Source organism: Amycolatopsis sp. NPDC051128, from assembly GCF_040682715.1.
Taxonomy (GTDB): domain Bacteria; phylum Actinomycetota; class Actinomycetes; order Mycobacteriales; family Pseudonocardiaceae; genus Amycolatopsis.
On the sequence record NZ_JBFBBN010000059.1, the window covers coordinates 1 to 25,953 of the forward strand.

At 70.7% G+C, this 25,953-nt stretch carries 28 protein-coding genes, 1 tRNA gene and 1 pseudogene; 17 read left to right on the top strand and 13 right to left on the bottom strand.

What is annotated here, in order from left to right:
* Window positions 1-498: pseudogene (locus tag AB0M82_RS38905) on the top strand (glycosyltransferase family 2 protein); the annotation flags it as partial.
* A 52-nt stretch (window positions 499-550) separates the two neighbouring features.
* Here AB0M82_RS38905 and AB0M82_RS38910 read toward each other — a convergent pair.
* Window positions 551-796 carry a hypothetical protein gene (locus AB0M82_RS38910; RefSeq protein ID WP_364733328.1) on the bottom strand — a complete coding sequence of 82 codons (246 nt, stop codon included), beginning with the start codon at window positions 794-796 and terminating at the stop codon, window positions 551-553.
* Between the two features lie 131 nt (window positions 797-927).
* On the opposite strand from AB0M82_RS38910, the gene AB0M82_RS38915 reads away from it, so the two are divergent.
* The 4 genes from AB0M82_RS38915 (at window position 928) to AB0M82_RS38930 (ending at window position 4,335) form a co-directional block, all read left to right on the top strand.
* Complete coding sequence (locus AB0M82_RS38915) at window positions 928-1,692, top strand: ESX secretion-associated protein EspG (RefSeq protein WP_364733330.1); 765 nt, start codon at window positions 928-930, stop codon at window positions 1,690-1,692.
* A 130-nt stretch (window positions 1,693-1,822) separates the two neighbouring features.
* Window positions 1,823-2,272, top strand: coding sequence for a hypothetical protein (locus AB0M82_RS38920; RefSeq protein ID WP_364733332.1), 450 nt, complete (start codon window positions 1,823-1,825; stop codon window positions 2,270-2,272).
* Between the two features lie 4 nt (window positions 2,273-2,276).
* Window positions 2,277-2,849, top strand: a complete 573-nt coding sequence (locus AB0M82_RS38925; protein ID WP_364733335.1) for a DUF3558 domain-containing protein — start codon at window positions 2,277-2,279, stop codon at window positions 2,847-2,849.
* A 10-nt stretch (window positions 2,850-2,859) separates the two neighbouring features.
* Complete coding sequence (locus AB0M82_RS38930) at window positions 2,860-4,335, top strand: hypothetical protein (protein ID WP_364733337.1); 1,476 nt, start codon at window positions 2,860-2,862, stop codon at window positions 4,333-4,335.
* Window positions 4,336-4,380: 45 nt separating this feature from the next.
* Here AB0M82_RS38930 and AB0M82_RS38935 read toward each other — a convergent pair whose 3' ends face one another.
* From AB0M82_RS38935 to AB0M82_RS38945, 3 genes are read right to left on the bottom strand one after another with little or no spacing between them, the layout of a single operon-like run.
* Entirely contained in the window at window positions 4,381-5,289 is a 909-nt protein-coding gene (locus AB0M82_RS38935; RefSeq protein ID WP_364733339.1) for a glycosyltransferase family 2 protein, read from the bottom strand.
* Window positions 5,289-6,104, bottom strand: a complete 816-nt coding sequence (locus AB0M82_RS38940) for an ABC transporter ATP-binding protein (protein ID WP_364733341.1) — start codon at window positions 6,102-6,104, stop codon at window positions 5,289-5,291. Before AB0M82_RS38940 ends, AB0M82_RS38935 begins: the two co-directional genes overlap by 1 nt.
* Window positions 6,105-6,107: 3 nt before the next feature.
* Window positions 6,108-7,061: an ABC transporter permease gene (locus tag AB0M82_RS38945; RefSeq protein WP_364733343.1), complete on the bottom strand. Its 954-nt coding sequence runs from the start codon at window positions 7,059-7,061 to the stop codon at window positions 6,108-6,110.
* 131 nt (window positions 7,062-7,192) lie between these two features.
* On the opposite strand from AB0M82_RS38945, the gene AB0M82_RS38950 reads away from it, so the two are divergent.
* A complete protein-coding gene (locus AB0M82_RS38950) occupies window positions 7,193-8,218 on the top strand; it encodes an N-acetylneuraminate synthase family protein (protein ID WP_364733346.1) in 1,026 nt (341 codons plus the stop codon).
* Window positions 8,211-9,341: a UDP-N-acetylglucosamine 2-epimerase gene (neuC, locus tag AB0M82_RS38955; RefSeq protein ID WP_364733348.1), complete on the top strand. Its 1,131-nt coding sequence runs from the start codon at window positions 8,211-8,213 to the stop codon at window positions 9,339-9,341. Before AB0M82_RS38950 ends, neuC begins: the two co-directional genes overlap by 8 nt.
* Here the strand turns inward: neuC and AB0M82_RS38960 are convergent, their stop codons facing one another.
* Window positions 9,342-10,022 carry an acylneuraminate cytidylyltransferase family protein gene (locus tag AB0M82_RS38960; RefSeq protein ID WP_364733350.1) on the bottom strand — a complete coding sequence of 227 codons (681 nt, stop codon included), beginning with the start codon at window positions 10,020-10,022 and terminating at the stop codon, window positions 9,342-9,344.
* A gap of 213 nt (window positions 10,023-10,235) precedes the next feature.
* Between AB0M82_RS38960 and AB0M82_RS38965 the strand changes: the two genes are divergently transcribed.
* From AB0M82_RS38965 to AB0M82_RS38980, 4 genes are read left to right on the top strand one after another with little or no spacing between them, the layout of a single operon-like run.
* Entirely contained in the window at window positions 10,236-10,865 is a 630-nt protein-coding gene (locus AB0M82_RS38965) for a hypothetical protein (protein WP_364733353.1), read from the top strand.
* Complete coding sequence (locus AB0M82_RS38970; protein ID WP_364733355.1) at window positions 10,862-11,314, top strand: hypothetical protein; 453 nt, start codon at window positions 10,862-10,864, stop codon at window positions 11,312-11,314. The genes AB0M82_RS38965 and AB0M82_RS38970 overlap by 4 nt, the downstream gene beginning before the upstream one ends.
* Window positions 11,315-11,340: 26 nt before the next feature.
* A complete protein-coding gene (locus AB0M82_RS38975; protein WP_364733358.1) occupies window positions 11,341-12,978 on the top strand; it encodes a hypothetical protein in 1,638 nt (545 codons plus the stop codon).
* A gap of 46 nt (window positions 12,979-13,024) precedes the next feature.
* The gene (locus AB0M82_RS38980; protein ID WP_364733361.1) at window positions 13,025-14,173 is read left to right on the top strand and encodes an epoxide hydrolase family protein; all 1,149 of its coding nucleotides are present in this window, start codon (window positions 13,025-13,027) and stop codon (window positions 14,171-14,173) included.
* Window positions 14,174-14,230: 57 nt separating this feature from the next.
* On the opposite strand, the gene AB0M82_RS38985 is transcribed toward AB0M82_RS38980, so the two are convergent.
* Entirely contained in the window at window positions 14,231-14,821 is a 591-nt protein-coding gene (locus tag AB0M82_RS38985; protein ID WP_364733363.1) for a bacterial proteasome activator family protein, read from the bottom strand.
* Between the two features lie 135 nt (window positions 14,822-14,956).
* Between AB0M82_RS38985 and AB0M82_RS38990 the strand changes: the two genes are divergently transcribed.
* On the top strand, window positions 14,957-16,156 hold the full coding sequence (locus tag AB0M82_RS38990; RefSeq protein WP_364733366.1) for a cysteine desulfurase-like protein: 1,200 nt from the start codon (window positions 14,957-14,959) through the stop codon (window positions 16,154-16,156).
* Window positions 16,157-16,162: 6 nt separating this feature from the next.
* On the opposite strand, the gene AB0M82_RS38995 is transcribed toward AB0M82_RS38990, so the two are convergent.
* Entirely contained in the window at window positions 16,163-17,140 is a 978-nt protein-coding gene (locus AB0M82_RS38995) for an NAD(P)H-quinone oxidoreductase (protein ID WP_364733369.1), read from the bottom strand.
* Window positions 17,141-17,222: 82 nt separating this feature from the next.
* On the opposite strand from AB0M82_RS38995, the gene AB0M82_RS39000 reads away from it, so the two are divergent.
* Entirely contained in the window at window positions 17,223-18,764 is a 1,542-nt protein-coding gene (locus tag AB0M82_RS39000) for a M28 family metallopeptidase (RefSeq protein ID WP_364733372.1), read from the top strand.
* A gap of 51 nt (window positions 18,765-18,815) precedes the next feature.
* Here the strand turns inward: AB0M82_RS39000 and AB0M82_RS39005 are convergent, their stop codons facing one another.
* Entirely contained in the window at window positions 18,816-19,736 is a 921-nt protein-coding gene (locus tag AB0M82_RS39005; protein ID WP_364733375.1) for a neutral zinc metallopeptidase, read from the bottom strand.
* A gap of 535 nt (window positions 19,737-20,271) precedes the next feature.
* Here AB0M82_RS39005 and AB0M82_RS39010 point away from each other — a divergent pair.
* Complete coding sequence (locus AB0M82_RS39010) at window positions 20,272-20,745, top strand: MarR family transcriptional regulator (RefSeq protein WP_364733377.1); 474 nt, start codon at window positions 20,272-20,274, stop codon at window positions 20,743-20,745.
* Window positions 20,746-20,816: 71 nt separating this feature from the next.
* Here the strand turns inward: AB0M82_RS39010 and AB0M82_RS39015 are convergent.
* The 3 genes from AB0M82_RS39015 to AB0M82_RS39025 all read right to left on the bottom strand — a co-directional run bounded on the left by AB0M82_RS39015 (window position 20,817) and on the right by AB0M82_RS39025 (window position 22,139).
* Window positions 20,817-20,903 (bottom strand) — tRNA-Ser (locus AB0M82_RS39015).
* 51 nt (window positions 20,904-20,954) lie between these two features.
* The gene (locus tag AB0M82_RS39020; RefSeq protein ID WP_364733379.1) at window positions 20,955-21,794 is read right to left on the bottom strand and encodes a patatin-like phospholipase family protein; all 840 of its coding nucleotides are present in this window, start codon (window positions 21,792-21,794) and stop codon (window positions 20,955-20,957) included.
* Between the two features lie 63 nt (window positions 21,795-21,857).
* Window positions 21,858-22,139 carry a DUF2277 domain-containing protein gene (locus tag AB0M82_RS39025; RefSeq protein ID WP_364733381.1) on the bottom strand — a complete coding sequence of 94 codons (282 nt, stop codon included), beginning with the start codon at window positions 22,137-22,139 and terminating at the stop codon, window positions 21,858-21,860.
* Window positions 22,140-22,240: 101 nt separating this feature from the next.
* Between AB0M82_RS39025 and AB0M82_RS39030 the strand changes: the two genes are divergently transcribed.
* A complete protein-coding gene (locus tag AB0M82_RS39030; RefSeq protein ID WP_364733383.1) occupies window positions 22,241-23,182 on the top strand; it encodes an Ldh family oxidoreductase in 942 nt (313 codons plus the stop codon).
* Between the two features lie 6 nt (window positions 23,183-23,188).
* Here AB0M82_RS39030 and AB0M82_RS39035 read toward each other — a convergent pair whose 3' ends face one another.
* Together AB0M82_RS39035 and AB0M82_RS39040 are read right to left on the bottom strand one after the other, a co-directional pair.
* On the bottom strand, window positions 23,189-23,413 hold the full coding sequence (locus AB0M82_RS39035) for an RNA-binding S4 domain-containing protein (RefSeq protein ID WP_257926244.1): 225 nt from the start codon (window positions 23,411-23,413) through the stop codon (window positions 23,189-23,191).
* Between the two features lie 17 nt (window positions 23,414-23,430).
* The gene (locus AB0M82_RS39040; protein ID WP_364733385.1) at window positions 23,431-24,222 is read right to left on the bottom strand and encodes a trypsin-like serine protease; all 792 of its coding nucleotides are present in this window, start codon (window positions 24,220-24,222) and stop codon (window positions 23,431-23,433) included.
* Between the two features lie 135 nt (window positions 24,223-24,357).
* On the opposite strand from AB0M82_RS39040, the gene AB0M82_RS39045 reads away from it, so the two are divergent.
* Both AB0M82_RS39045 and AB0M82_RS39050 read left to right on the top strand, forming a co-directional pair.
* Entirely contained in the window at window positions 24,358-25,173 is an 816-nt protein-coding gene (locus AB0M82_RS39045) for an SDR family NAD(P)-dependent oxidoreductase (protein WP_364733387.1), read from the top strand.
* Between the two features lie 134 nt (window positions 25,174-25,307).
* Entirely contained in the window at window positions 25,308-25,952 is a 645-nt protein-coding gene (locus tag AB0M82_RS39050; protein ID WP_364733389.1) for a hypothetical protein, read from the top strand.
* Window position 25,953: the final 1 nt, after the last annotated feature.

Consider the following 25,953-nt stretch of genomic DNA (forward strand, 5'->3'; position numbering starts at 1 on the left):
AAAGCCGTCGAGGACTTCCTGGAAGGCCCGCAGATCCTGCGTGACGGCGGCGTCGAAGCGATGCAGGAAATCCGCCGCATCCGCGACGCCTACCCGGAAACCAAACGCCACAAGGCCACCGACGTCCCCGGCATCGCCTCCAACGACATCGGCATCATCAACAGCGCGCCGCGGCCCAGCATGCAGCGCCTGGTGCTGATCAAGCGGATCCTCGACCGGGTGCTCGGCCGCAGCCGGTTCGGGCTCGGCGCGGTGCCGATCGACGAGGCGAACTGGTGGCACATCGCGCTGTTCGACACCGCGGTGGTCACCGACGCGAACCAGGAAGGCGTCCGCGTCCGCTCCTACGACAAGGCGAAGATGTTCGACCTGGCCAAGCGCGGCGCGAAGGTCGTCCAGCGGCTGCGCAAGGAAGGCGCGGCGGTGCAGGAGCAGTACAAGCGCGCCATGCCCGAGCTGACCTCGCGCGAGAACTGGAAGCGCCTGTACAAGCTCTGATCACGGTTCCTCGAAGGCCGTCTCACGCTCGCCGTGAGGCGGCCTTCGTGCGTCAGCCGTGCATGCCGAAGACAGTGCTCTTCCGGGTGAGATCGTCGACGTACGCGGCGGCGACGTGGGTGAAGTTGATCGCGACCTCCGAGTGGTCCTTGGTGGTCACCGTCTCGACCGCGCCGGACCGGACGAGCTGGGCGAGCCTGCCCGCCAGCTTCCCGGATTCTTCGGTGGTCAGGGCGAACAGCAGCGGCTCGCCGCCGGTGGCGAGGTGCAGCACGAGTGCGGGTTTCGGGTCAGCCATCTGTCCATCGGACCAGCGGCGATCTTCGCTCGGCAAGGGAGTTCGCTGAGGGCACAGCATCCGGCTGCGGGACCGGTGTGCGGTGGACTACCGTTTCCGGAGCCGGAAGAAACCCGCGGGGGGAAGAAGCGATGCCTCACTCGTTCTCGCTGTCGCTGGCAGCGGTGGACATCCTGCTCGAACAGCTCGGGCTGGGCCGCGCGCCGACGCCGTTCGAGGTCCCGCACATCGGCACCACCGTCGAGCAGCGCGCGATGATCCGCGACGCCGTCATCCGCGACCTGACCGGCCGCGGGCTGTGGCAGCGCGGCCGCCTCGACCCGGACGCCGAGCTGGCGCTGGCCACCTTCGTCCGCGGCCGCGTGGTGATCAACGCGGCCGCCGAGCTGGGCGACCGGCACCTGTTCGCGCGCGTGGCGTCCGACGGCCAGTTCGCGGTGCTCGCCCGGCAGGAGGAGAACCTCATCGTCTTCGAGGAGGTCCGCCCGACCGGCATCGTGCCGGCGATCGTCGACCTGCTCCCGCTCACCCCGGCCGCGCCCGGCCAGTCGGTCACCATCTCGCGCCCGGTGGAGCAGCCTCGCCACCAGCGCCGCGACGACGCGTACGACCCGTTCGCCGGCGTCTCCGGCCCGCGCTCGAACAGCAACGCCGGCGGCCCTCAGGTCCGGATGATCGAGCGCGTCTTCCAGGAGCCGAAGAAGCGCATCGGGCAGTTCACGGCCCAGACCCCCGGTGGCACGTTCCCTCCGCTGGCCTGGTTCGACACCCCAGGGGGCCGCTGGCTGATGTCGTCCCGCACGGCCGCCGACGGCCAGCGCTGGCTCACCTACGCCCCGGCCGACAACGCCCGGCTGGCCCAGCAGCTGTATGCCCAGCTCGAAGGGCAGTTCTGAGCGTCGGGAACCGGCCGCGCCGGGGCCGCGTCCGAGGTGAAGATCGGTGAACGGCCGTTGTGCCGGGTGCCCGGCTAGTAGACTCCCAGGTGCACACGCACGGGCGAAGTGAATTCGGGGTGGAACAGCGATGCAGTTGGCTGACGGCGGGGGCGGCGGCTCGATCGCGGACATCGTCAACCCGCTCTCCTCGGCTGGGATGAGTGCCGCCGTCAAAAGCGTCACGGCGGAAACGCAGAAGCTGATCGACGCGGCCAAGGGTGGCGGGTTCAAGATCACGCCGGAGGGCGTCAAGCCGATCCGGGACGCGCTGAACGACCTGGTGGCCGACCTCGACGGCTTGGGCTACAAGACCGCGGCGCTGGACCAGGCTCCTCAGCTCGGCAGCCACCCCTACGGGCAAACTGTGGCCTCTCACGACCAAAAGGGCGCCACGGAAGCCGAAAGCTCGGCGAGGGCGGTGTTGAACCAGCTCAAGACGGTCGCCCAGCAGGCAGACGAGGCCCTTGCGCGGGCGGCGGGCCTGTACAAGGAAACCGAGAGCCAAGCCTTCTCCTCGCTCCAGACCAAGCAGGCCTGAGGTAATGAAGAAACTCCTCGTTCGTGTCGTACTTCCGCTCGTCGCCGGCGGCGCACTGCTGGCCGGCTGCACCAGCACCCAGGGTGGAACGGCATCGCCCGCGCAGTCGCCGTCGGCCGGCGAGCCGAGCGCCCCGGCGAGCTCGTCGTCGGGTGGGGGCGGGACCGAATCGATCACCGATCCCTGTTCGCTACTCGAACCGGGCGATCTGACCGGCTACGGCGAGTTCAGGCCCCCGGAGAACGAGACCCTTGGCGGCGCGCGCGTGTGCAGCTATCAGAAGAAGACCGCCTCGGCGAGCGACAAGGGCATGGTCGTCGGTGCGAACGTCCGCGACAACGCCTCGGTCGACCAGGTCAGGGACACCGGTCGCGGGGTGGCCGACAAGGAGATCAACGGCCGGAAGGCAAAGGAATCGCTGGATGGAGTCGCTCCGGGGTGCACACTCGGGCTGGCCGTCGGTGATTCGTCCCGGGTGGACGTGGCGGTGACGGCGGTCGAATCGTCGGAAGAGGCCTGCCGGATCGCCGAAGAAGTGGCCACGAAGGCCGTCGAACCGCGGTTGCCGAAGGGATAGGGGAACCCAGATGACGACGCGACAGAGCCCGCGGCCGAAGACCGAGGACAAGACGCCCCAAGAAGTCCAGGACATGGCGCCCGCCGAGCGGGACGCCTACCTCCAGCAGAAGGCCGAAGAGGGCGTCGAGCCCGGCAGCTGGCTGTTCGGCCCGGTCCAGCAGTGGATCGCCCAAGCCCAGGCGAAGAACCAGTCCCAGAAGATGGGCGACAAGAACGTCGCGGAGGCCACCAAGGGTCGCGACGTCGAGTACGTCCAGGGGCTGCACGCGCCCAACGCGGACTACAAGGGGACCGACCACACGCAGCTCCAGGCGTTCCTGGAGAGTAACTTGAACGTCGAGCAGGTGGCGGACGTCTCCACCGCCTACCACAAGGTCCACCAGGTCTTCGACAAGTTCGCCACGTCGATGACCGCCGCGGTCAACGCTTCGAAGGGCACCTGGGAAGGCAGCGCGGCGGAAAACGCGCAGCAGTACTTCACCAGCCTGAGCAAGTGGTCCGACGCCAACTCGCAGAACGCGAAGCTGGCCTCGGAGACGATCTACGACCAGGGCCAGGCGGCCGCCACGGCCAAGAACTCCATGCCGGCCCCGATCCCGTTCAGCTGGAAGGACGAGTTCAAGGGCTGGGCGACGTCGAACCCGTTCAACCTGGCGGACAACGTCGACAGCTCCATCCAGAAGCAGAAGGACAGCCAGGCGGCGCACGACCAGGCCGCCAGTGTCATGGCGACCTACGACAAGAACCTCTACGAGGCCGCGTCGAAGCAGCCCGCGTTCGCGCCGCCGCCCAGCTTCAGCACCGGCGGGGGCAGCGGGGAGCCCAACGGCAGTGGTGACAAGAACGGGATCAGCGAAGCCAACGTCAACATGCCGACCGGCAACCACGTGAACACGCCGAGCGGGACCAGCAACTTCGCCACCGGCAACGTCCCGGGGACCGGCGGCCCCGCCGGACACTCCTTCTCCGGCCCGGGCTCGACGACCGGCTCGGGTTTCGTGCCTTCGGGTACGACCACGCCGTCGGGCTTCACCCCCGGCTCGGTGCCCGGCGGTTCGCCGCCGAACCCGAACCAGCAGTTCGGCGGCATGCCGCCGATGAGCCCGATGCCCATGGGCGGCATGAACTTCGGCGGCGACGAGGCCTACAACTCCAAGGTCGGCGGGGGCGGTGGCCGCGGTAGCGGCAGCGGCTTCGGCCCCGGCGGTTCCGGAGCGGGGAACGCGACGGGCGCGGGCGCCGCGTCGGGTGCGGCCCGGCCGGGCGGTATCGGTGCGGCCGAAGCGGCGGCCGGCCGCGGCATGGGCGGGCTCGGCGCCGGCGGCCGTGGCGGCATGGGCCCCGGCGGCGGCATGGGGCGCGGCCAGAAGGGCGAAGGCGACGAGGACACGGAGCACTCGCGCCCGACGTACCTGGTCGAGGGTGACCCCGACGAGGTCTTCGGCACCGACCTGCGCACGGCACCGCCGGTCATCGGCGAATGAACGGACGAAAGGGCCCCCGCCGCAGCGGGGGCCTTTCGTCTGGGTTCAGTAGCGGTAGAACTTCTCCGCCCGGCCCTGCCGCACCAGCTTCAGCCACCGCAGGAACGCCTTCGGGTCCCGCTTCACGCCCACGAAGTACAGGCCGAAGCGGAGGATCTCCAGCGCCCCGATCTTGCGCATTCCGGGCTGTGACAACAGGAATCCGCGGTTGCGGTACGTGTAGTAGCGCTTGACCTCGTTCTCCGGGTCCTGCGCGTGGAACCGGCCGCCCAGCATGGGCTTGAACTCGTCGGAGCCGTCCGGGTGCAGGTACTTGGTCTTCAGCGAGGTGCCGAACGGCAGCCCGGAGCGGACCAGCCGCCGGTGCAGCTCCACCTCGTCGCCGCGGAAGAACAGCCGCAGGTCCGGAACCCCGACGACGTCCAAAGTGGACGCGCGGAACAGCGCGCCGTTCATCAGGGACGCGATGCCGGGCAGGAAGTCCACGCCCAGCTCCGACTGCGACCGCTTCCAGGTCAGGCCGCGCCGCAGCGGGAAGGCCAGCTTGTCCGGCGCGTCGATGTTCGACACCACCGGCGAAATCTCCGCCAAGTTCCGCTTTTCCGCTTCCGCCAGCAGGATCGCGAGCACGTTCTCGTCGGCCGGGCGCCCGTCGTCGTCGGCCAGCCAGACCCAGTCCGCGCCCAGCGACAGCGCGTGCAGCATGCCCAGCGCGAACCCGCCGGCGCCGCCGAGGTTCCGGTGCGACGGCAGGTACGTGACCGGCGGCGGGTAGTTCTCGACGACGTCGCGGGCCGAGTCGTCCGGCCCGTTGTCCACCACGACCAGGTGGTCGACCGGCCGGGTCTGCGCCGCGATGATCTTCAGCGAGTCCGCGAGCAGCTCCCGCCGGTGCCGCGTGACGACCACGCCGACGACCGCGCCGTCGGGCAGCTGCCGGGTCTCGCTGGCCATCATTCCCCGCCGTTCGTCGTCGCCACCGGCTCGACGCCGAAGCGCGCCAAGGTTTCCTGGCTCATGTTTTCGAAGGGGTCGCGCCCCTTGTACGACGTGAGGACGTCCCGCAGCGAACCCTGTTGCTTGAGGTGGCCTTCGTCCATCCAGATGGCCGTGTCGCACAGCTCGAACAGGAACTCGTCCGAGTGGCTGGCGAACACCAGGATGCCGGAGCGCTTCACCAGGTCCTTGAGGCGGTCGCGGGCCTTGTTGAGGAACGCCGCGTCGACCGCGCCGATGCCCTCGTCGAGGATCAGGATCTCGGGGTCGATCGACGTGACGACGCCCAGCGCCAGCCGCACGCGCATGCCGGTCGAGTACGTCCGCAGCGGCATCTGCAGGTAGTCGCCGAGCTCGGTGAACTCCGCGATGTCGTCGACCCGCTTCTCCATCTCCTTGGCCGTCATGCCGAGGAACAGGCCGCGGATGATGATGTTCTCTTCGCCGGAGATCTCCGGGTCCATGCCGACGCCGAGGTCGAACACCGGCGCGATCTTGCCCTCGATCCGCGACGACCCGCGGGTCGGCTCGTAGATCCCGGCCAGCAGCCGCAGCAGCGTGGACTTGCCGGCGCCGTTGTGCCCGACGAGGCCGACGCGGTCGCCCTCGCGGAGGTTCAGGGTCACGTCGTGCAGGGCCTCGATGATCGGCACCTTCGTGTCGGTGCCGATCTTGCCGCCGACCTTGCCGAGGACGCGTTTCTTCATCGACCGCGTCTTCGCATCGAAGATCGGGAAGTCGACGAAGGCGTTGTGGACGTCAATGCTGACCATGTGTCACACCCAGTAGGAGACGCGGGCACGGTAATTGCGCATCGCGACGAGCGCGAGCGCCCACCCGACGATGGTGATGGAGCCGACCACGATCCAGTTGCCCGGGGTGAACGACTGCCCGAGCAAGGGCGCCCGGACCACCTGCATGAAGTGGTAGAGCGGGTTCAGCTGGATGATCGGCAGTACCCACGAGATGCTCGCGCGGGCCCCGCCGCCCAGCAGCTGGTCGACCGGCCAGACGATCGGCGTGCCGTAGAACAGCAGCTGGATCAGCGAGTTGATGACCTGCGGGATGTCGCGGAACCGGGTCGAGATGATGCCCAGCAGCAGCGTCACCCAGCCCGCGTTCAGCGCGAGCAGCAGGAAGCCGGGGATGGCCAGCAGGATGTTCCAGCTGAGGCCGGGGTGACAGAAGAGGTCGCCGCCGCAGAGTCCGTCCTGCGAGCCCAGCGAGTACCGGTTGTCGAGCGCGCTGAAGAAGATCACCAGCACGACGACGTAGACGATCATGTTGTGCGCCAGCAGCAGCGTCTGCCGCCACACCGTGCGCAGCATGTACACGCTCAGCGGCGCCGGGAGCTGCTTGATCAGCCCCTCGTTGGAGATGAACGTCTCCATGCCCTCGGCGAGGCAGCCGCTGATGAAGCCCCACAGGATGAAGCCGGTGGACAGGTAGGGCAGGAACACCTGGATCGGCGAGTGGAACAGCTGTGAGTACAGCAGCCCCAGCCCGAGCGCGATGACCGCCTGGCTGATCGTGATCCAGAAGGGCCCGATCACCGAGCGGCGGTAGCGCTGCTTGATGTCCTGCCAGCCGAGGTGACCCCACAGCTGGCGCGCCTGGAAACCGGCCTTGATGTCGGCGAAGGCACGCGCGAACGTCTTGCTGTCCGACGTCGGCGGAGCCGAGGTCGTCACGGGTGAGTCCGCGGCCTGAACCGTGCTGGTGGCATGCACGTGGACGAGGGTACCGATGGGACGAGCGGCGCCCGTCCAGGGGCGCTCGCCTCGGGCGGCCGGGGTGGTGCCGGAGAACCGGCTAAGGTCGTGAGCGGCCCGCAGCCCACGCAGCGACCTGGAGGTTTCACATGTTCACGCTCGGTGAGCACCCGGTCGGCGCCGACCACCCACCGCTCGTGATCGCCGAAATCGGGATCAACCACGAGGGCGACCCGAAGAAGGCGCACCGGATGGTCGACGACGCCGCCGACGCCGGCGTCCAGGTCGTCAAGATCCAGACGCACGTGGTCGACGACGAGATGATCCCCAACGACGTCGTCCCCGGCAACGCGGACGAGCCGATCTGGGACATGATGAACCGGGTGGCGCTCTCCGCCCAGGACGAGCGCGAGATCAAGGCGCACGCCGAGGAGCGCGGTTTGGTCTTCCTTTCGACGCCGTTCTCGCGTGCGGCCGCCGACCGGCTGGCCGAGCTCGGGGTCGAGGGCTTCAAGATCGGCTCGGGTGAGTGCAACAACTACCCGCTGATCCGGCACGTCGCCTCGTTCGGCAAGCCGGTGATCCTGTCCACCGGGATGAACGACATCGCGTCGATCACGCCCGCCGTCGAGATCCTCCGCGAGGCGGGCGTGGGGTTCGCCCTGCTGCACTGCACGTCGCTCTACCCCACGCCGCCCGAGCAGGTCCGGCTCGGGGCGCTCGCCGAGCTGCACGCGGCCTTCCCGGACGCCGAACTCGGACTTTCCGACCACACCACCACGATCTACCCGTGCCTCGGTGCGGTCGCGCTCGGCGCCTCGGTGCTGGAGCGGCACTTCACCTCGGACATGAGCTGGCCGGGGCCGGACATCCCGGTCTCGTCGACTCCCGCGGAGTTCGCCGAGTTGGTCAAGGGGTCGCGCCTGATCCACGCCGCGCGGGGAGGCTCGAAGCAGATCCTGGCCGAGGAACAGCCGACGATCGACTTCGCGTACGCATGCGTCGTCACCACCAAGGACGTCGCCGAGGGCGAGGCGCTGACCACCGGCAACATCTGGGTCAAGCGGCCGGGGACCGGCGAGATCAAGGCCAAGGACTTCGACAGCCTGCTCGGCCGGGTCACCACGCGGGCACTGCCCGCGAACACGCAAGTGAGCTGGGCGGACCTTGGCTGAGACCGGGCGGCGTGAGGTTCTGTTCCTCACCGGGACCCGCGCCGACTTCGGGAAGCTGCGCGACGTCATGCTCGCCGTGCAGAAGAGCTCGGTGCTGTCCGCCCGGATCGTCGTCACCGGCATGCACATGCTGCGTAGCTACGGCTACACGGTGCGTGAGATCGAGCTGGCGGGGCTGGAACGGCTGCACCTGATCCCCAACCAGATCGAGGACGAGCCGATGGCGCTTGTGCTGGCCAACACCGTCCAGGCGCTGGCCAGGCTGGTGCACGAGGAGCAGCCCGCCGCGATCGTCGTGCACGGCGACCGTGTCGAAGCGCTCGCGGGCGCGATCGTCGGGTCGCTGGCGAACGTGCGGGTCGTGCACATCGAAGGCGGCGAGGTCAGCGGCACGATCGACGACGTGATCCGGCATTCGCTGTCGAAGCACGCCCACGTGCACCTCGTCGCCAACGAGCAGGCCCGCCGCCGGCTGCTGCAGCTCGGCGAGGAGGAGGACCGCATCTTCGTCGTCGGCAGCCCGGAGGTGGACGTCCTGACGTCGTCGCGGCTGCCCGATCTCGACGAGGTGCGCCGGCACTACGAGATCCCGTTCACCGACTACGGCCTGCTCGCCCTGCACCCGGTGACGACGGAGCGCGACCTCAACCGGCGCAACGCGGCGGCCGTGGTCGACGCGGTGCTCACCGAGGGCAACTGGGTCGTCATCGACCCGAACAACGACGAAGGCTGCCGCGAGATCCGGAGCGAGCTCGACCGGCTCCGGGGCCCTCGGTTCGTCCGCCTGCCGTCGATGCGCTTCGAGTACTTCATCACGCTGATGAAGAACGCGGCGGTCGTGCTCGGCAACTCGAGCGCCGGCGTCCGGGAGGCGCCGGTGCTGGGCACGCCGTCGGTGACCGTCGGCACGCGGCAGCGCAACCGCACGGTCGCCCCGAGCGTGCTCGCGGTCGATCCCACCGCCGAAGCCGTGACGGCTGGGATCGGCAAGGCGCGTGCGATGGGCCGGTGCGAGCCGCACACCGCGTTCGGCGAACCGGGCGCGCACCGCCGCATCATCGAACTGCTCGAAGGCGACGAGATCTGGCGGCCTTCGTTGTACAAGGCCTTCGTGGACCGCTAGTCAGCGGTGCATCGCCGCCCGCTGCTCGGCCACGACGAGGTCGGCCGCGGAGTCGATGTCGATCGCGCGTTCGGCCGGCACGAACTGCGGCCGCACCTCCGGGATGAAGAAGCGTTCCTGACGGCGGAGGTCGCCGGCGCGCACCAGGTAGATCCCGCCGGTGGGCCGCAGCACGACGGGCAGCGTCTGCCGGGGGGCTTCGAGGTCGGCCCAGTCGCGGACCGGGGCGATGCCGCCGTCCGGCGTCTCCAGGCACACCTTCAGCGGGTGGTGGTCCGTCGACCGGCACATCTGCACGACCGAGCCGGTGGGCCGGTCCGCGTGGATGTCGAAGCACTCGGCGATGTCGTCCGCCGTCCGCAACGGCGAAGTGGGCTGGAGCAGCAGGATGATCGTCGAATCCGCGACGTCCAGCGCGTCGATCGCGTGCAGGACCGCGGGCAGGGTCCGGCTCGTCGCCTCCGCGAGGTGGGTGGGCCGCTCGACCGTGCGGGCTCCTTCGGCCGCGGCCGCGGCGGCGATGTCGGCGTCGTCGGTCGTGACGACGACGTCGGCGATGCCGGCCGTGACGGCGGTGTGCACCGTGTGCGCGACCAGCGGACGGCCCTGGAAGGGCACCAGGTTCTTGCCCGGCAGCCCGACGGAGCCGCCCCTCGCCGGGACGATGGCCAGCGCGGTCACAGTGCGCTCCTTCCAGGTGGTGACGATTTTCCCGACCTGTCCGGTGGGGAGACGGGGTCTGTCGGCTATTGTCCGTCTGCTCGGCTGCCGCCGGACCGCGGCCCGGCACCTGGCGGGTCACCACGAGGTGGACATGTCGGTAAGGAAGCAATGAATCGGACTCAATTCGCAGACGAAACGTCCGGGCGGCTCGACGAGGGTGATACCGGTCGCATGCTTCGGGAACTGTTGCTCGCCTACGCCCGTGGTCAGCAGGTCGGCACGATCGCCGTGGTGGGGAACGCGCCCATGGCGCCGGACGCCCGGCGTGCCGCGCTGATCGACGGCAGTGACCTCGTCTTCCGGATGACGACGTTCGCGCTGGACGAGCCGGACGCCGAGCCCACCTACGGCACCCGCACGGACGTCGTGGTGATCCACCGGGGTGTCGTCGTTTCGCCGTACACCTTCGCCGACTACACCTCGCGCCTCTACCTGCTGGCCGAGCCGGGACGGCTCTTCTGGGAGCCGGAGACCCTGCCCGACTGGTGGCCCGCCGACCTCGGGTTCGTGCCCATCTCCAACCGGCGGTTCGTGCTGCCCCTCAGCCGGCTGCTCGGGCTCACGCCGGAGGAGCACGTGTGGGCCACGACGGGCACTCTCGTGACGTACCTGTGCCAGGAGCTCTTCCCCGACGCGGTGGTGCGCCTCACCGGGGTGTCGATCATCGAACGGCCCGGCCAGACCGACTTCGAGCACGCCTGGGGCGACAAGGTCGGCGTGACGGCGGAGCACCGGCTCCACGCGGAATCCCGGCTGCTGACCACCTGGCGTGACTCCGGAAGAATCGAGATTCTGCAGTGAGTGATATTCAGGCGGCGGTCTCGCGAGCCAAGGCGCTCGCCCGCGCGGCCGGGCGACCGGTCTTCGCCAAGCTGCGGCCGCGGATCGAGACCATCGCGTTCGACCGGATCAAGCCCGAACTGGACGCGCTCCACGCGGACATCGCGGCGCTGCGCCACGACACGGAAGAGGCCACCAAGGACCTCGACGGGCACGTGAAGTGGCTCTACGACGAGCAGCGCCGGCTGGCGCCGCACCTCGCGGCGCTCGAGGCGCGTGTCGCGGCCTTCGAGCGTCCCGGTTCGGTCGCGCGGCTCGCGGAACGGCTGGAGTACGCGTCCGACGAAGCCGACGAGGTCCGCGCCGAACACGCCCGGATCCGCGCCCGGCTGGCGGCGATCTCGAAGTACGAAGAGCGGCTGGCCCGGCTCGAAGAAGGACTCGCGGCACGCCCCGAGGCAAGCAGCTGAGCCGGTTGGCTGTCACCGTGCCCGCCGTGTCCCGGCGGGGCCTGCTGTGGTGGTGCCTCCTGCTCCTGGTCCCGCTGGCGCTCACCGTCGCCTGGACCGGGCTCGACCACGACGTCCGGTTCGTCCTCGGCACGCTCGAGACGGCCGGTCGCGCTGGGTTCGCGCCGTCCGAGGTGTTCGTGCACCGGCCGATGGTCTACCGGCTCGTGCTGGCGCTGGGCGACGCCGGCGGTTCGCTGCCGGTCGCCGGCCGGGAAGCCGTGGTGCGGGTGGCGGCGCTGCTCGTCGTCCTGCTGGCGTCGGTGCTGCTGCGGGCCGGCCTGATGCGGTACCGGACGGTCGCCGAAGCCACGGCCACCGCGGCGATGGCCGGCGTCGCGCTCGCCCTCGCGCCGAACTGGGATTTCCTGCAGCCGGAGTGGCTGGCCGCGGTGTTCGCGGCCGGCGCGATCGGGGCGGCGCTCCGGATCCGTCAGCCGCTGGTCGCCGCCGCGGCGGGCGCGACGCTGCTGGCCCTCACCGTGCTCGTCAAGTACACGACCGTGCCGACCGCGCTGGTGGCGCTCGGCGTGCTCGTGGTCCTCGACCGGCGTCGCGCGCTGCTGACCGGCGCGCTCGGAGTGCCGATCTGCCTGGGGCTGTTCGGGCTGACGGTGTGGGTCGAACCGCGGGAATGGCGGTGGCTGGGCGAGCTGTCCGCCTTGAACGGCGCGAGTCCGCTGGGCCGCGGACTGCTGTGGAGCGACGCACGGACGTTGCTCGTGACCATGCTGAACGAAGCCATGGTGGCGCCGCTGCTTGCGCTGCTCCCGGTGAGCGTCGTGGTCCTGGTCCGGATGGCGCCCGGGCGGCGCGCCCGCCTGGCCTGGCTCGGCTTCCCCGCGGCCGCGGTGGTCGTGGTGCTGGCGGCGGTGGTGGTCCAGGGGCAGTGGTTCCAGTACCACCTCGCGGCGCTGGTCCCGTTCGCCGCGGGACTGTGGGGTTTCGCGGTGGCGCGCTGGTCCGCCGAGCACGGTGGTCCGCCCCGGACGCTGGTGCTGGCGACCCTCGTGCTCGGTGTGGGCGCGCCGATCGTCTCGGCCGCTCCGGCGGCTTGGCGCGTGGCCCACGGCACGCCGGTGTACGCCGTGTTGACGGCGGTGGTGGCCATCGCGGTGGCGGCCGCGGCCAAGGACCACGTCCGGACGTGGCCGGTGGTGGCGGTGGCCGCGGCGTTCGCCGCACTGGTCGTCCCGGTCTGGCCGGGCGCGCCCTACTCGTTCGACGCCATCCACGCCGGCTACACGAACTCCGAGCGCGCCGCGGCCGCGAGCCTCGACGAGCGACTGTTCGAGCCGGTCCGGTCGCGCATCGGCGCGGACACCCCGGTGCTGTACCTCGCGTTCGGCGACATGGCCTACTTCTTCGGCAACCCCACCGACTGCCGTTACCCGGCGCCGGTCTTCGTGCGGCGCGGCACTTATCTCCCGGCGGTGCGGGAGCTGGAGAGCTACCGCGAGAACCTGGCGTGTCTCGAGCGGACGAACGCCCGGTACCTGGTGGTGCAGTCGTCCTGGTTGCCGGTCGACGGGCTCCCACCCGAAGTCGCGGCGGACCTGCGCGGCCGCTTCGACTGCGACCGCGGGCTGCCGGCGGGCGAACTCCTGATCTGCCCGCGGCGTTAGGCGATCGAGGACCGGGGCTGTCCTCGATCGCTTCTACCGTTGAAGCATGACCTCAGAGATCAGCCCCTTCCGCGTCGACGTCCCGCAGGCCGAGCTCGACGATCTCCGCGCGCGGCTCGCGAACACCCGCTGGCCCGACCAGCCCGCCGACGCCGGGTGGCGGCTCGGGGCTCCCGTCGACTACGTGCGTGAGCTGGCCGAACACTGGCGGCTGGGCTTCGACTGGCGGGCGCAGGAAGCGCGGATCAACGGGTTTCCGCAGTTCACGACCACCATCGACGGGACGAACGTGCACTTCCTGCACGTCACCTCGCCCGAGCCGGACGCGACGCCGGTGCTGCTCACGCACGGCTGGCCCGGCTCGATCGTCGAATTCCTCGACGTCATCGGCCCGCTCACCGACCCGCGCGCCTACGGTGGTGACCCGGCGGACGCGCTGACCGTGGTGGCGCCGTCGATCCCCGGTTACGGGTTCTCCGGTCCGCCGCCCGAGCCGAACTGGGGGCCGGACCGGATCGCGCGGGCGTTCGCGGAGTTGATGACCCGGCTCGGCTACGACCGCTTCGGCGCCCACGGCGGCGACTGGGGCGCGATCATTTCGCGCGAACTGGCGGTCCAGTTCCCGGAGCGGCTGCTGGGCATCCACGTGACGATGCTGGCGTCCGCGGTGGTGCGCGGCGAAGACGATCTCGAAGGGCTCGAGGGTGTGGAGCTCGAAAAAGGGAAGCGTTCGCTGGAGAAGGGGCGAAAGTTCTCCTACGAGGGCACCGGCTACGCGATCATCCAGTCGACCAAGCCGCAAACGCTTGCGTACGGCCTGCACGACTCCCCGGCCGGTCAGCTGGCGTGGATCGCGGAGAAGTTCCGGTCGTTCTCGAACACCGAGACGGACCTGATCGACCGCGACGACCTCCTGGCCGACGTCTCGATCTACTGGTTCACGGGCACGGCGAACTCGTCGGCCCGGCTGTACGCGGCCCTCACCGGCGGCTGGGGCGCACCGCCCCCGGCCAACACGGTTCCGACCGGTGTGGCGGTCTTCCCGGACGACATCGGCCTCCCGATCCGCACGCTGGCGGAGCGGACGGACAAGGTCGTCCAGTGGACGGAGTTCCCGCGAGGCGGCCACTTCCCGGCGTTGGAGGAACCGGACGCCCTGATCGGCGACATTCGGGCGTTCTTCCGCGGCCGGTAGTTGTCCACAGGGGTTGTCCACATCCCCCGTGGTCTGTGGACAACCCCGCCGGCAGTCTCAGAGGTACTGGCCGGTCCCCGAGATCCCCGGCCCGTGCGGCGGCTCGTGCCCGCCGCCCGCCGCCGACGGGCCGGCCGGCAAGCCGCGGCGCATCTGCTCCAGCTGGACCCGCGCCGCCATCTGCTGGGCGAACAACGCCGTCTGGATCCCGCTGAACAGGCCCTCCAGCCAGCCGACCAGCTGAGCCTGCGCGATCCGCAGCTCCGCGTCCGACGGCGTCGAGTCGTCGGTGAAGGGACGGACCAGGCGCTCCAGCTCGTCCTGCAGCTCCGGCGCCAGCGCCTTCTCCAGCTCGCGGATCGACGTCTGGTGGATCTCGCGCACGCGTGTGCGCGATGCGTCGTCCAGCGGGGCGGCGCGGACTTCCTCCAGCAGCTGCTTGATCATCGTGCCGATCCGCATCACCTTCGCCGGCTCTTCGACGAGGTCGCCGACCGACTCGTTGCGCTCCGCGTCGTCCGCGGGCAGCTGTGCCGCGCCCACCGGCGTGCCGTCCGGCCCGACGACCACCACGTGGGGTGAAGATTCGTGGCCGGTGTCACCCGCTGTGCCCGATTCCCGGAAGTTCGGCTCGGTCATGTGCTCCATCCTGGCTTGCGTTCGACACGCTCCGCGACACCCATGGGGCGCCCGTGTCCGAGCGTAGCGGCTATCGGGGTTCCCGGTGGCTCTCCACCCAACCCCGGACGCACGGCGAAACCGCACGTCCGTACGGTGTTCCCCATGGCGTTTGACGTCGCTCGTATCCGTGGGCTCTTTCCCGCGCTGGGTGACGGCTGGATCCACTTCGACGGCGCCGCCGGAATGCTCGTACCGGAACAGGTCGCTTCGGCCGTTTCCACGGCGATGCGCGCCCCGGTGTCCGGACCGGGCGGAGCGTTTCCGGCCTCACAGCGCGCGGAAAGCATCGTGACCGCGGCCCGCCGGGCCGTGGCCGACCTGGTCGGTGCCGATCCGGCCGCCGTCGTGCTCGGGCCGAGCGCGCCGGTGATGCTGCGCCGGCTCGTCGACGCGCTCGCCGAGCGCTGGACCATCGGCGACGAGCTCGTCGTGTCCCGGCTCGACGAGCAGGCGAACCTCGCGCCGTGGCAGCGCGCCGCGAAGCGCGTCGGCGCGGTCGTGCGCTGGGGCGAGATCGACATCGAGACGTGCGAGCTGCCAGCGTGGCAGTACGAGCAGCTCGTGTCGGCGCGCACGAAGGCCGTCGCGGTCACGCTGGCGTCCGGTTCCGTCGGCACCCGGCCGGACGTGCCGACGATCATCGAGTTCGCCAAGCGGGTCGGCGCGCTCGTCGTCGTCGACGCCACGTACGCCGCGCCGTTCCTGCCGCTGGACATCAACGCCCTCGGCGCGGACGTCATGGTCGTGTCCGCCCAGGCCTGGGGCGGGCCGTCCGTGGGCGCGCTGGTCTTCCGCGACCCCGAGCTGATCGAGCGGATCCCGTCGGCCTCCCTCGACCCGATGGCGCGCGGGGCCGCGCGCCTGGAGCTCGGCCCGCACGCGTACCCGCTGCTGGCCGGGCTGATCGCGTCGATCGACTACCTCGCGGGCCTCGACGACGCCGCCAGCGGATCGCGCCGCGAGCGCCTGGTCACCTCGCTCGGCTCGGCGAAGTCGTACCACGCCGGGCTGCTCGCCCAGCTGTCGACGGAACTGTTGACGCTGCGGCACATCATGGTCATCGGCAACGCCATGCGCCGCATCCCCGCGCTCGCGTTCGCCGTCGCCGGCAAGAAGTCACCCGAGGTCGCCGAGTACCTGGCTTCGCAGGGGTTGTGCGCCTTCGCCGACGACGGGACGTCAGGCGTCTTCGCGTCGCTGGGCGTGGGAGAAGTGGGCGGCGCCGTGCGGATCGGGCTCGCCCACTACTCCAACGTTTTCGAGATCAACCAGCTGGTGCGCGTCCTCGAAGAACTGCGCTGACGTCGCTCAGGACTTCGCGGCCAGCAAGACCTTGCCGAACACGCTGCCCTCTTCCAGGATCCGGTGCGCGGACGCGGTTTCGGCCATCGGCACGACCTGGCCGACGATCGGCTTGACCGAACCCTCCTCCACGAGCGGCCACAGCCTGGCGCGGACGTCGCCGACGATCGCCGCCTTCTGGTCCAGCGGCCGGAAGCGCAGGCCCGCGGCGAACACCGAGGCCCGCTTCCCGAGCAGCGCGCCGACGTTCAGCTCGCCCTTGACGCCGCCCTGCATGCCGATGATCACCAGCCGGCCGTCGGCCGCCAGCGCGTCGACGTTGCGGCCGAGGTAGGACGCGCCCATGTTGTCGAGGATGACGTTCGCGCCGCCGGTCTCCTTCCGGAGCACCTCGACGAAGTCCTTTTCCTTGTAGTTGATCGCGATGTCGGCGCCGAGCTGGCGGCAGCTTTCGAGCCGCTCGTCCGATCCGGCGGTGACGGCGACGGTCGCGCCGAGCGCCTTGCCGACCTGGATGGCGTGCGTGCCGATCCCGCCGGCGCCGCCGTGGACCAGGAGCACCTCGCCCTCGGTGAGCTTCGCGTGCATCACTACGTTCGCCCACACCGTGCAGGCCACCTCGGGCAGCGCGGCCGCGGCGAGCAGCTCGACTTCACCGGGCACCGGCAGCAGCTGCCCGGCGGGGACGACGACCTTTTCCGCGTAGCCGCCGCCGGCGAGCAGCGCGCAGACCTCGTCGCCGACGGACCAGCCTTGGACGCCTTCGCCGAGTTCCGCGACCGTGCCGGAGCATTCGAGGCCGAGGATCTCGCTGGCGCCGGGCGGCGGCGGGTAGTGGCCTTGGCGCTGCAGCAGATCCGCCCGGTTCACCGCGCTCGCCGCGACTTCGAGCAGCACTTCGCCGGGGCCGGGGCGCGGATCCGCCACCTCCGCCCACTCGAGAACGTCCGGGTCACCTGGTTCACGGATGGTGATCGCGTACATGTGTCGACTGTATACCGACCGCGGAAAGTCCCGCCGAACGAAGCATTGACGGGCTTCACAAAGGGAACAAAGGTGAGCAACCATGTCACCTTTCAGTAAGAGATTCCTCCAGCCGGTGGCCCTGGCCGCCGGCGCGACGCTGGTGCTCGGCCTGACCCCGGCCGCCGCCGCGAACGCGGTCCCCGCCGGCCCCGCCCTGGCGAAAGAACTCGTCAAGAAGGTCGACGCCAACGGCGTCAACCGGCACCTGATCGCCCTCCAGCGCATCGCCGACACCAACGGCGGCACCCGGGCGGCGAGCACCGAGGGCCACAAGAAGTCCGCCGAATACATCGCGACCAAGCTCGAGGCGGCCGGTTACCAGGTGACCCGCCAGGAATTCCCGTTCACCTACTCGGAAACCCTGGCCGAGAAACTCACCGCGGGCGGCGCGGACGTCCCGGTCATCGCGATGGCGTACACGACGTCGACGCCGGTCGGCGGCATCACCGCGCCGCTCGCGGTGATCCCGGTCGACAACACCAGCGGTTGTGAGGCCACCGACTACACCGCGGACGTCGCGGGCAAGATCGCGCTGATCAAGCGCGGCGGCTGCTCGTTCGCCCAGAAGCAGGCGACCGCCGCGGCGGCGGGCGCGATCGGCGCCGTCATCTACAACAACACCGACGGTCCGGTGAACGGCACGCTGGGCGACCCGGCGAACGCGAAGATCCCGACCGGCGGCGTGACGGCGGCCGCGGGGGCACAGCTGGCCGCGCTCGCCGGGCAGCCGGTGACCCTGGAGCTGCGCACCCTCCAGGAGGCGCGCACCAGCTACAACGTCATCGCCGAAACCAAGACCGGGCGCAAGGACAACGTCGTGATGCTCGGGGCGCACCTCGACAGCGTCCCGGCCGGCCCGGGCATCAACGACAACGGCACCGGTTCGGCGGCCCTGCTCGAGACCGCGCTGCAGCTCGGAAGCAGCCCGAAGGCCAACAACGCCGTCCGCTTCGGCTTCTGGAGCGCGGAGGAGTTCGGCCTGATCGGCTCGACCCACTACGTCGACTCGCTGAGCTTCGAGCAGCAGCTCGACATCGCGCTGTACCTGAACTTCGACATGATCGGCTCGCCGAACGCCGGCTACTTCGCCTACGACGGCGACAACTCCGACGGCGTCGGCGCGGGCGCCGGCCCGTACGGCTCGGCGCAGATCGAGAAGACCTTCGTCGACTTCATGCGGGCCGCACGCGGCGTGTCCGTCGAGGGCACCGACTTCACCGGCCGCTCGGACTACGGCGAGTTCATCGCCGTCGGCATCCCGGCCGGCGGCCTGGACACCGGCGCCGAGGTGGTGAAGACCCCGGCGCAGGCGGCGAAGTGGGGCGGCACGGCCGGCGTCGCGTTCGACCCGTGCTATCACCAGGCCTGCGACAACCTGGGCAACATCGACCGGGTCGCGCTGGACCGCAACTCGGACGGCGTCGCCTGGGCCCTCGGCGTCTACGCGACGAGCACCGAGAGCGTCAACGGCGTCCAGCCCGGCCAGGCCAAGTCGGCCAAGCAGAAGGCCGCCGAACGCGGTGCGCAGCGGAACCTGTCCGCGCACGCCGTGGCCGGAGACCCGCACGCGCTGACTGCCTGAGTACAGACCGAAGGGGCCGTCCCGATGCCGGGACGGCCCCTTCGTCGTGCCTTAGCCCAGGCTGCTGGTGCCGAAGGTGTCGCAGCGAGCCGGGTCGCCGGTCTGGAAGCCGGTGGTGAACCACTTCTTGCGCTGCGCGGACGTGCCGTGGGTGAATTTCGAGCGGTCGACCTGGCCGCCGCCGAGCTTCTCCTGGATGTAGTCGTCGCCGATGCGGGAGGCGGTGTCCAGCGCCGACGCGATGTCGTCCTGGGTGACGTCGGTGATCAGCGGCTTGCCGCTCTCGGTCGGCGTCGTCGAGGCGTGGTTGGCCCAGACGCCGGCGTAGCAGTCGGCCTGCAGCTCCAGGCGCACCGAGCCGGACGTCGGGCCGGTGCCGGTGCCCTTCTTCGACGTGCCGAGCAGGTTCTGCACGTGGTGGCCGTACTCGTGGGCGAGCACGTACGCCTCGGTGAAGAGGCCGCCCTGTGCGCCGAAGCGGGTCTTCAGCTCGTCGAAGAAGGTGAGGTCGATGTAGACGTCGGAGTCGGCCGGGCAGTAGAAGGGGCCGGTGTCGGAGGTCGCGCTGCCGCAGCCGGTGCGCACGCCGCCGTTGAAGAACTTCGTCGGCGCGCTCTGGTAGGTCGAACCGGAGCGCGCGAACTGCTGCGTCCAGTAGTCCTGGACGGAGTTGACGATGGCGACGATGGCGCAGTCGTGGTTCTTGTTGGCGTCCGCGCCGGTCTTGCACTCGCTCGCGAGCTTCGAGTTGTCGACCTGCTGGCCGGACCCGACGCCGCCGAGGCCGCTCCCGCTGCCGTCGCCGATGCTGACCCCGCCGAGCTGGGAGAGCACGAAGTAGATGATCACCCCCACCACGCCGAGTCCGCCACCGCCGAGCGCCACGCGGCCGCCGATCCCGCCGCCACCACCGCTACCGCGCAGATCCTGGACCTCGGAGGTGTCCAGACCGGCGTCGTCGTCGAATCTCACGCGCGAATCTTACTGCGCCGTTCGTTCCTGAGCCGGGCCAGTGACAAGCCTGGGTGCGGCCGTCGTACTGACGGGCGCACCCAGGCTCTGTACCGAGTTGTGTCTTTGTCGGGCGGTTGGCCGCTTCCGGGCCGACGTTCAGGCGCTGTCGTCACGGCTGCCGAGGCCGTGACCGGATACAGGCCCGATCGACGCCGTATGCGTGAACGCATGGAAGCCCGTCCATCGCTGTTCGCAGTCGCGACCGATCCGGTAGATGTCCGTGCCGGTCGCGGGGACGCAGCTGGCGGTCAACCGCGAGAATCACCCGCCACGCAACCACCTGACCTCTCCTGGCGGGGGGCCGGGCCGCACGTCACCGTCGTCGTGCCGCATACCTGGCCAACCGTCCGCCGACAAGAAGAATGCGCCTTTTCGGGCCGAGTCTCAACCTTTTCGTAACCCCACCTTCGGGCGATGTTGCGACGGCATTTTTACCGGCAACCGACTCGGACCCGGACCGCCCGGTCCCTTGATCAGCGTTCTACGCTGCCTTATGACCGAGGAGCGGCCTGTGCGTTGGTTGGACGAAGCCGAGATGGCGGCGTGGCGCTCCTACGTCGTGGCGACCCTGCGGCTCCGGCAGCGGCTGCACCGCGAGCTGACCGACCGGCACGACGTGTCACTGACCGACTACGAAGTGCTCGTCTGCCTGGAGATGCAGGACGCCTACCGGATGCGGATGTCCGAGCTGGCCGTGCTGATGGGGTCGACGAAGAGCCGGCTTTCGCACCAGGTCGGCCGGCTCGAGGGCGCGGGGCTGGTCCGGCGGGGCCGGGACCCGGAGGACAAGCGCGGTGTCATCACGGAGCTGACCGACGAAGGCCTGGCGCTGCTGGCGACCGCGGCGCCGACGCACGTGGAAGGGGTGCGCGAGCACCTCATCGACCTGCTGAGCCCCCAGGAACAGGCGACGATCGCGGCGGCGTTCGAGCGCGTGCTGGAGCACCTGTCGGAGGCGGAAAGCTGAACCCGGGCGCGGCCGGCGCCCGGGTCACAGCGCGGTGTTTCAGTGCGGTGTTTCAGTGCGGTGTTTCAGTGCGGTAGCGGTGGGATTCGAACCCACGGAGAGGTTGCCCTCTCGCATGTTTTCAAGACATGTTCCTTCGGCCGCTCGGACACGCTACCCCTGCCCCACGAGGGTAGCCGACGGGCAACGGGCGACCTGAGCCGTGCCGGTCAGCTCCAGCCGAGCTTCAGCGCGGCGCCCTGAGCGCGGCCCGCTTCGGCGGCGGGGGTGCGGGTCGACGGGTCGAGGGGGTTCTGGCCGATCGCCGCGACCGAAGCCTCGTCCGGGGTGATCAGCGCGACCTCCGCGCCCGCCGCGCGCAGTTCGTCGAGCACGGTGAGCAGTGGTTTCTCCGCCGGCAGCGGCGAGTCCAGGCCCAGCGGCGCGACGACCGTGATCCGGGTCGAGCCCGCGGCGTAGTCGGCGTTCTCGGCCGACCGGACGCCGCCGTCGACGTAGCGGCGGCCGTCGATCGTCACCGGGGGCCAGACGCCGGGGACCGCGCAGCTCGCCGCCACCGCGTCGACCAGGGACACCCCGGACGCGCGGTCGAACCGGCGCGGCTCGCCCGTCTCCGCGTCGACCGCCACGATCACCAGGCGCCGTTCGGGCCAGTCGTGTGACGGCAGGCGCGCCTCGATCACCGCGCGACGGTCCACTTCGGACACCGTCTCGGCGCTCAGCGCCAGCTGCCCCACCCCGCGCCGCACCTCGGCCGGGGTCGTGGCACCCGTGAGCGCTCCGCCGAAGTCGGCGGCGAACTTCTCGAAGTCGATGTCCACCGGGATTTCCGGCGTCTGGCGCGCCGGCTCGGCCTGGCGCGCGAACAGCTCGGCCGGCGGAAGACCGCTGGTCACCTGCGCCGCGACCGCCGCACCCGCCGAGGTGCCGACGATCAGGTCCGCGCCGGTGAGGTCCTGGCCGCGATCGGCCAGCCCGGCCAGCAGCCCCGTCGTCCACGCGATTCCGGCGACCCCGCCACCGCCGAGCACCAAGGCTTGTCCACCCATGCGGCCACCCTATCGAGGCGGGAAACGATGTGCGTGACCTGGCGCGCGGCCGCGAGTGGTGAATCAGGGCTGGCGCAGGGCCTTCGCGGCGATCCGCGCCTGGACCTCGGGCCGGCGCAGCGGCGGCACGGTCGCCGGCGGCTGACGGCGTTCGGGCAGCCGCTCCAGCAGCCGCGTGGTGATTTCCGTGATCTCGGCGACCGCGGCTTCGAACGGCTCGCGCGTGGCGTCCGAAAGCGACTGCACACCGGTCACCTTGCGGACGTACTGGCGGGCCGCGGCCTCGATCTCCTCGCCGGTCGCGGCCGGCTGAAGCCCCCGGAGGGTGGTGATGTTTCGGCACATGTCGCCCAGGGTACGACTCTTCGGACGTCCCGATCACACGGTCGGTTAGGCCCGGGCCCACCTCGTTGACGCCCGTACCTGGGCTGGGCAGTGTCGGGGCGGTGCCCCTCAGACCGCGTCCCTTCCGCTCCGTCCGCCCCGAACCCGGCATTCTCGAAGAAGAAGCGCCGAAAACCCCGGTCCCGGAACAGGACTGGCCCCGTGTGCGGGCCGACGATCTGGTCACCCTCGTGGCACACGTCTTCGCCGCCCACGGCCTGCCCGAGGTGCGTGCCCGCATCGCGGCCGAGGCGCTCTGCCACGGCGATCTGACCGGCTCGCCGGAGACGGGGGTCGCCGAGCTGGCCCGCGTCCACCTGCCACTGCTGAAGAACGGGCTCGTCGTGCCGCACGCCAAGCCGCTGATGATCGCCGACCGCGGCGCCGCCGCGCTGATCGACTACCGCCGCGCGCCCGGGCTCTGGGCCGTCGGCGACGCGGTGGACCGGGCGGTGACGCGGGCCGGCCGCTTCGGCGTCGGGCTCGTTTCGATGCGCGGCGTCGAGTTGTTCGGCCGCGCGAGCCACCACGCCGCGCGCGCCCTGCCCCACGCGATGATCGGGCTCGTGCTCGCCGCCGGCGGCGAGCCGGGCCGGCCGGTCAACCCGCTGGGCATGGCGGCGCCGGGCGGCGCGTACCCCGAGTTCGTCTTCGACCTGGACCGCCCGGGTGCCGAAGCCGCCGGGCTGACGCTGCTGGTCGAGGTCCTCGCCGGGGTGCTCTCCGGCGTCGCCGACCACGAGCACGACACCGGCCTGCTGGTGCTGGCGATCGCGCCGACGACGTTGCGCAGCGTCGACGGCTTCTCCCGCGCGGCGAGCGCGCTGTTCGGCAGCATGCTCGGCTGGCAGGACGACACGCCGATCCGCTACCCGGGCTGGCGCGAGGCCCAGCACCTGGAGCAGTGCCGGGCGCTGGGCGTGCCGCTGGCCGGCCCGGTGCGCCGCGAACTGGACGCTCTCGCCGCTTCGCTCGGCTTACCCCCGCTGACCAGCGTCGCCTGACCCGGCTCAGCGGACCAGGATGACCTTGCCGCGGTCGGGGCCGACCGCCACGACGTCGCCGTCGGTCAGCTGACGGCCGCGGCGGGTCTCCACCTCGCCGTTGACCGTGACCTCCTCCGCGTCGATCAGGTCCTTCGCGTGGGAGCCGTCTTCGGCGAGGCCGGCCAGCTTGAGGAACTGGCCGAGCCGGATCGGCTCGCCGGTGATGGGTACGTCGACGGGGTCGCTCATACCCGCATCATGCCGCCTCAGGTGCGAGCGGTCGTCTGCCGGTAGAGCGCCAGGACGTCCGTGTCGAAGTAGCTCGAGTACGACGTGTCGGGGTCGTCGCCGCCGGACTCGAACCCGCCGATGACGCCGATGACCGTGCCGAGCCGGGTCTTCGGGTCCTGGCCGGCGACCCACGGCCCGCCGCTGGTGCCGGTCGGGAAGCCCGCGCAGTCCACCTTCAGCTGGTAGGTGTCCTGCTGGCTGGTGGTGTTCCGGCACACGGCGGGCACGTCGGAGTCGTCCGGATAGCCGGTGAGGGTGATGGCCTGCTCGAAGCCGCTGCCCGTGGCCAGGGTGTTCGCGCCGACCAGGCTTTCCAGGGACCTCGTCGCGCCCGCCTGGTGCGCGGTGGCGAAGCCGACGTCGAGGTCGGGGTCCGACGACGCGCTCCAGCCGGGCGCGACCAGCTCGTCGGACACCGTCCAGTAGCCGAACGGCGCGACGCCGTCGTGGTAGCCGGGCGCGAAGGTGAGGCCGGTGAGATAGCCGCCGCCCTCGCCGTCGTGGATGCAGTGGGCCGCGGTCAGCAGCACGTCGCCCCGCTCGCTGTGCACGACGCTGGCCGTGCAGTAGTGCGACCCTTCGATGAACAGCGCGCCGACCGCGGGGCTGGACATCGTGGGCAGGTCCGGCGCCGACGCCGGGACGGCGTCGACGGCGTCGGGCGTGGCGGCGGATCGCGGCTGCCGGCCGGCGAAGATCACGAAGGCCGCGCCGAGCAGCAGGATCGCCGCGACACTGAGCAGGACGGCGGACCGCCGCACGCGCATCGCCTCCTCGTCCTGTGCCGCCGGCTCTCGAGATCACCTTAAGGCGCGGCGCCGACACAATCAGCACACCCACAGCAAGCTCACAGCCGCTAATATCCGTAACTCCGGAGTAACAGTCTGACGGCGGGAGGGCCGATGAAGCAGTTCGCGGACAAGGTCGTGGTGATCACTGGCGCGGGTTCGGGGATCGGCCGGGCGCTGTCGCTGGAGTTCGCCCGGCGCGGGGCGCGGGTCGCCCTCTCCGACGTCAACGCCGCGAACGCGGAGGAGACGGCGAAGCTGGCCGGCGACAACGCCCGCGCGTACACCTTGGACGTCGCCGACCGGGCCGCCGTGCTCGCGCACGCCGAGGAGGTCGTCAGCGATTTCGGCGGCGCCAACGTCGTCGTGAACAACGCGGGTGTGGCGCTCGGCGCGACCGTCGAAGAGATGACCTTCGAGGACTACGACTGGCTGATGGGGGTGAACCTCGGCGGCGTCGTGAATGGCACGAAGGCCTTTCTGCCGCACCTGATCGCTTCCGGCGACGGCCACGTCGTGAACATTTCCAGCGTGTTCGGCTTCGTCGGGGTGCCGACGCAGAGCGCGTACAACGCGGCGAAGTTCGCGGTCCGGGGATTCACCGAAGCGCTGCGCGAAGAAATGCTGATCGCGCGGCACCCGGTCGCGGTGAGCTGCGTGCACCCCGGCGGGATCAAGACCAACATCGTGCGCAACTCCCGGAGCGCCGCCGACGACCAGGAGAAGGCCGCGCAGGGCTTCGAGCGGATCGCCCGCACGACACCGGAGAAGGCGGCGCAGACGATCCTGCGCGGGATCGAGCGGAAGTCGGCGCGGATCCTCATCGGCCCGGACGCCTACGTGATCGACGCCATCCCGCGCGTGCTCGGCTCCGCCTACCAGCGACCCTTCGCCGCGCTCGCCCGGCTGGGTCTCAAGCAGACGCACTGAGTCGATCCTTTCGGCCGGATGGGCAAGGTGAATCCCTTTCGCCTGTGTCACTCGATGGAGTTGCGTTTCTGACAGGGTCGTCCGAAACGGTCCAGAATGCCTGGGGTCCGCGAGCCCCATACCGGAGGTCCCCGATGCTTCGCGCCGCACACTCCAGTGCGACCCGGCCGTCCAGCGACCGCACCGCGGTGGAGCTGCTGGATCGCACCGGCATCGTCGCGGCGAGCCTGCCCCGGCGCCGCCGCACCGACGACGACGTCCCGGCGCCCGAGCCGATCTACACCCCGCCGCCGATGTACGACCAGGACCTGCGCCCGAAGTCAGTGGTGATCCGGCGGCGGGTCTGCACGTGGCTCGGCGGCGGCGCCGCGGTGCTGCTCGTCGCGGCCGGGTGGCTGGGCGGCGGGCTGGTCACCGGTGGCCTGTTCGCTCAGGCGCCCGACGACGACGTGGCCCAGGCGGACCCGCACCCGGCCGTCGCCGCGGCGCCCGCCCCCGCGCCGCCGTCCCCGCAGGCGCCGGTCGTCGTCATGCCGCCGCCGAAGACCGTGTACGTGCCGGTGCCCGCGAAGCCGGCGCCGAAACAGGCGCAGGCGCAAGCGCAGGCACAGGCGCAGGTGAAATCCCAGCCGAAGACGACGTCGCCGGACGACGAGGCCCGGGTCGACCTGCCCCCGTCGTCGGCCACCCCGCCGCCGACCACCGATCCCCTCCAGGCCTGGGTCGACATCGCCGAGCGCATCGCGCGGCGCTACGGCGGCCGGACCGGCGGCCGCTGAG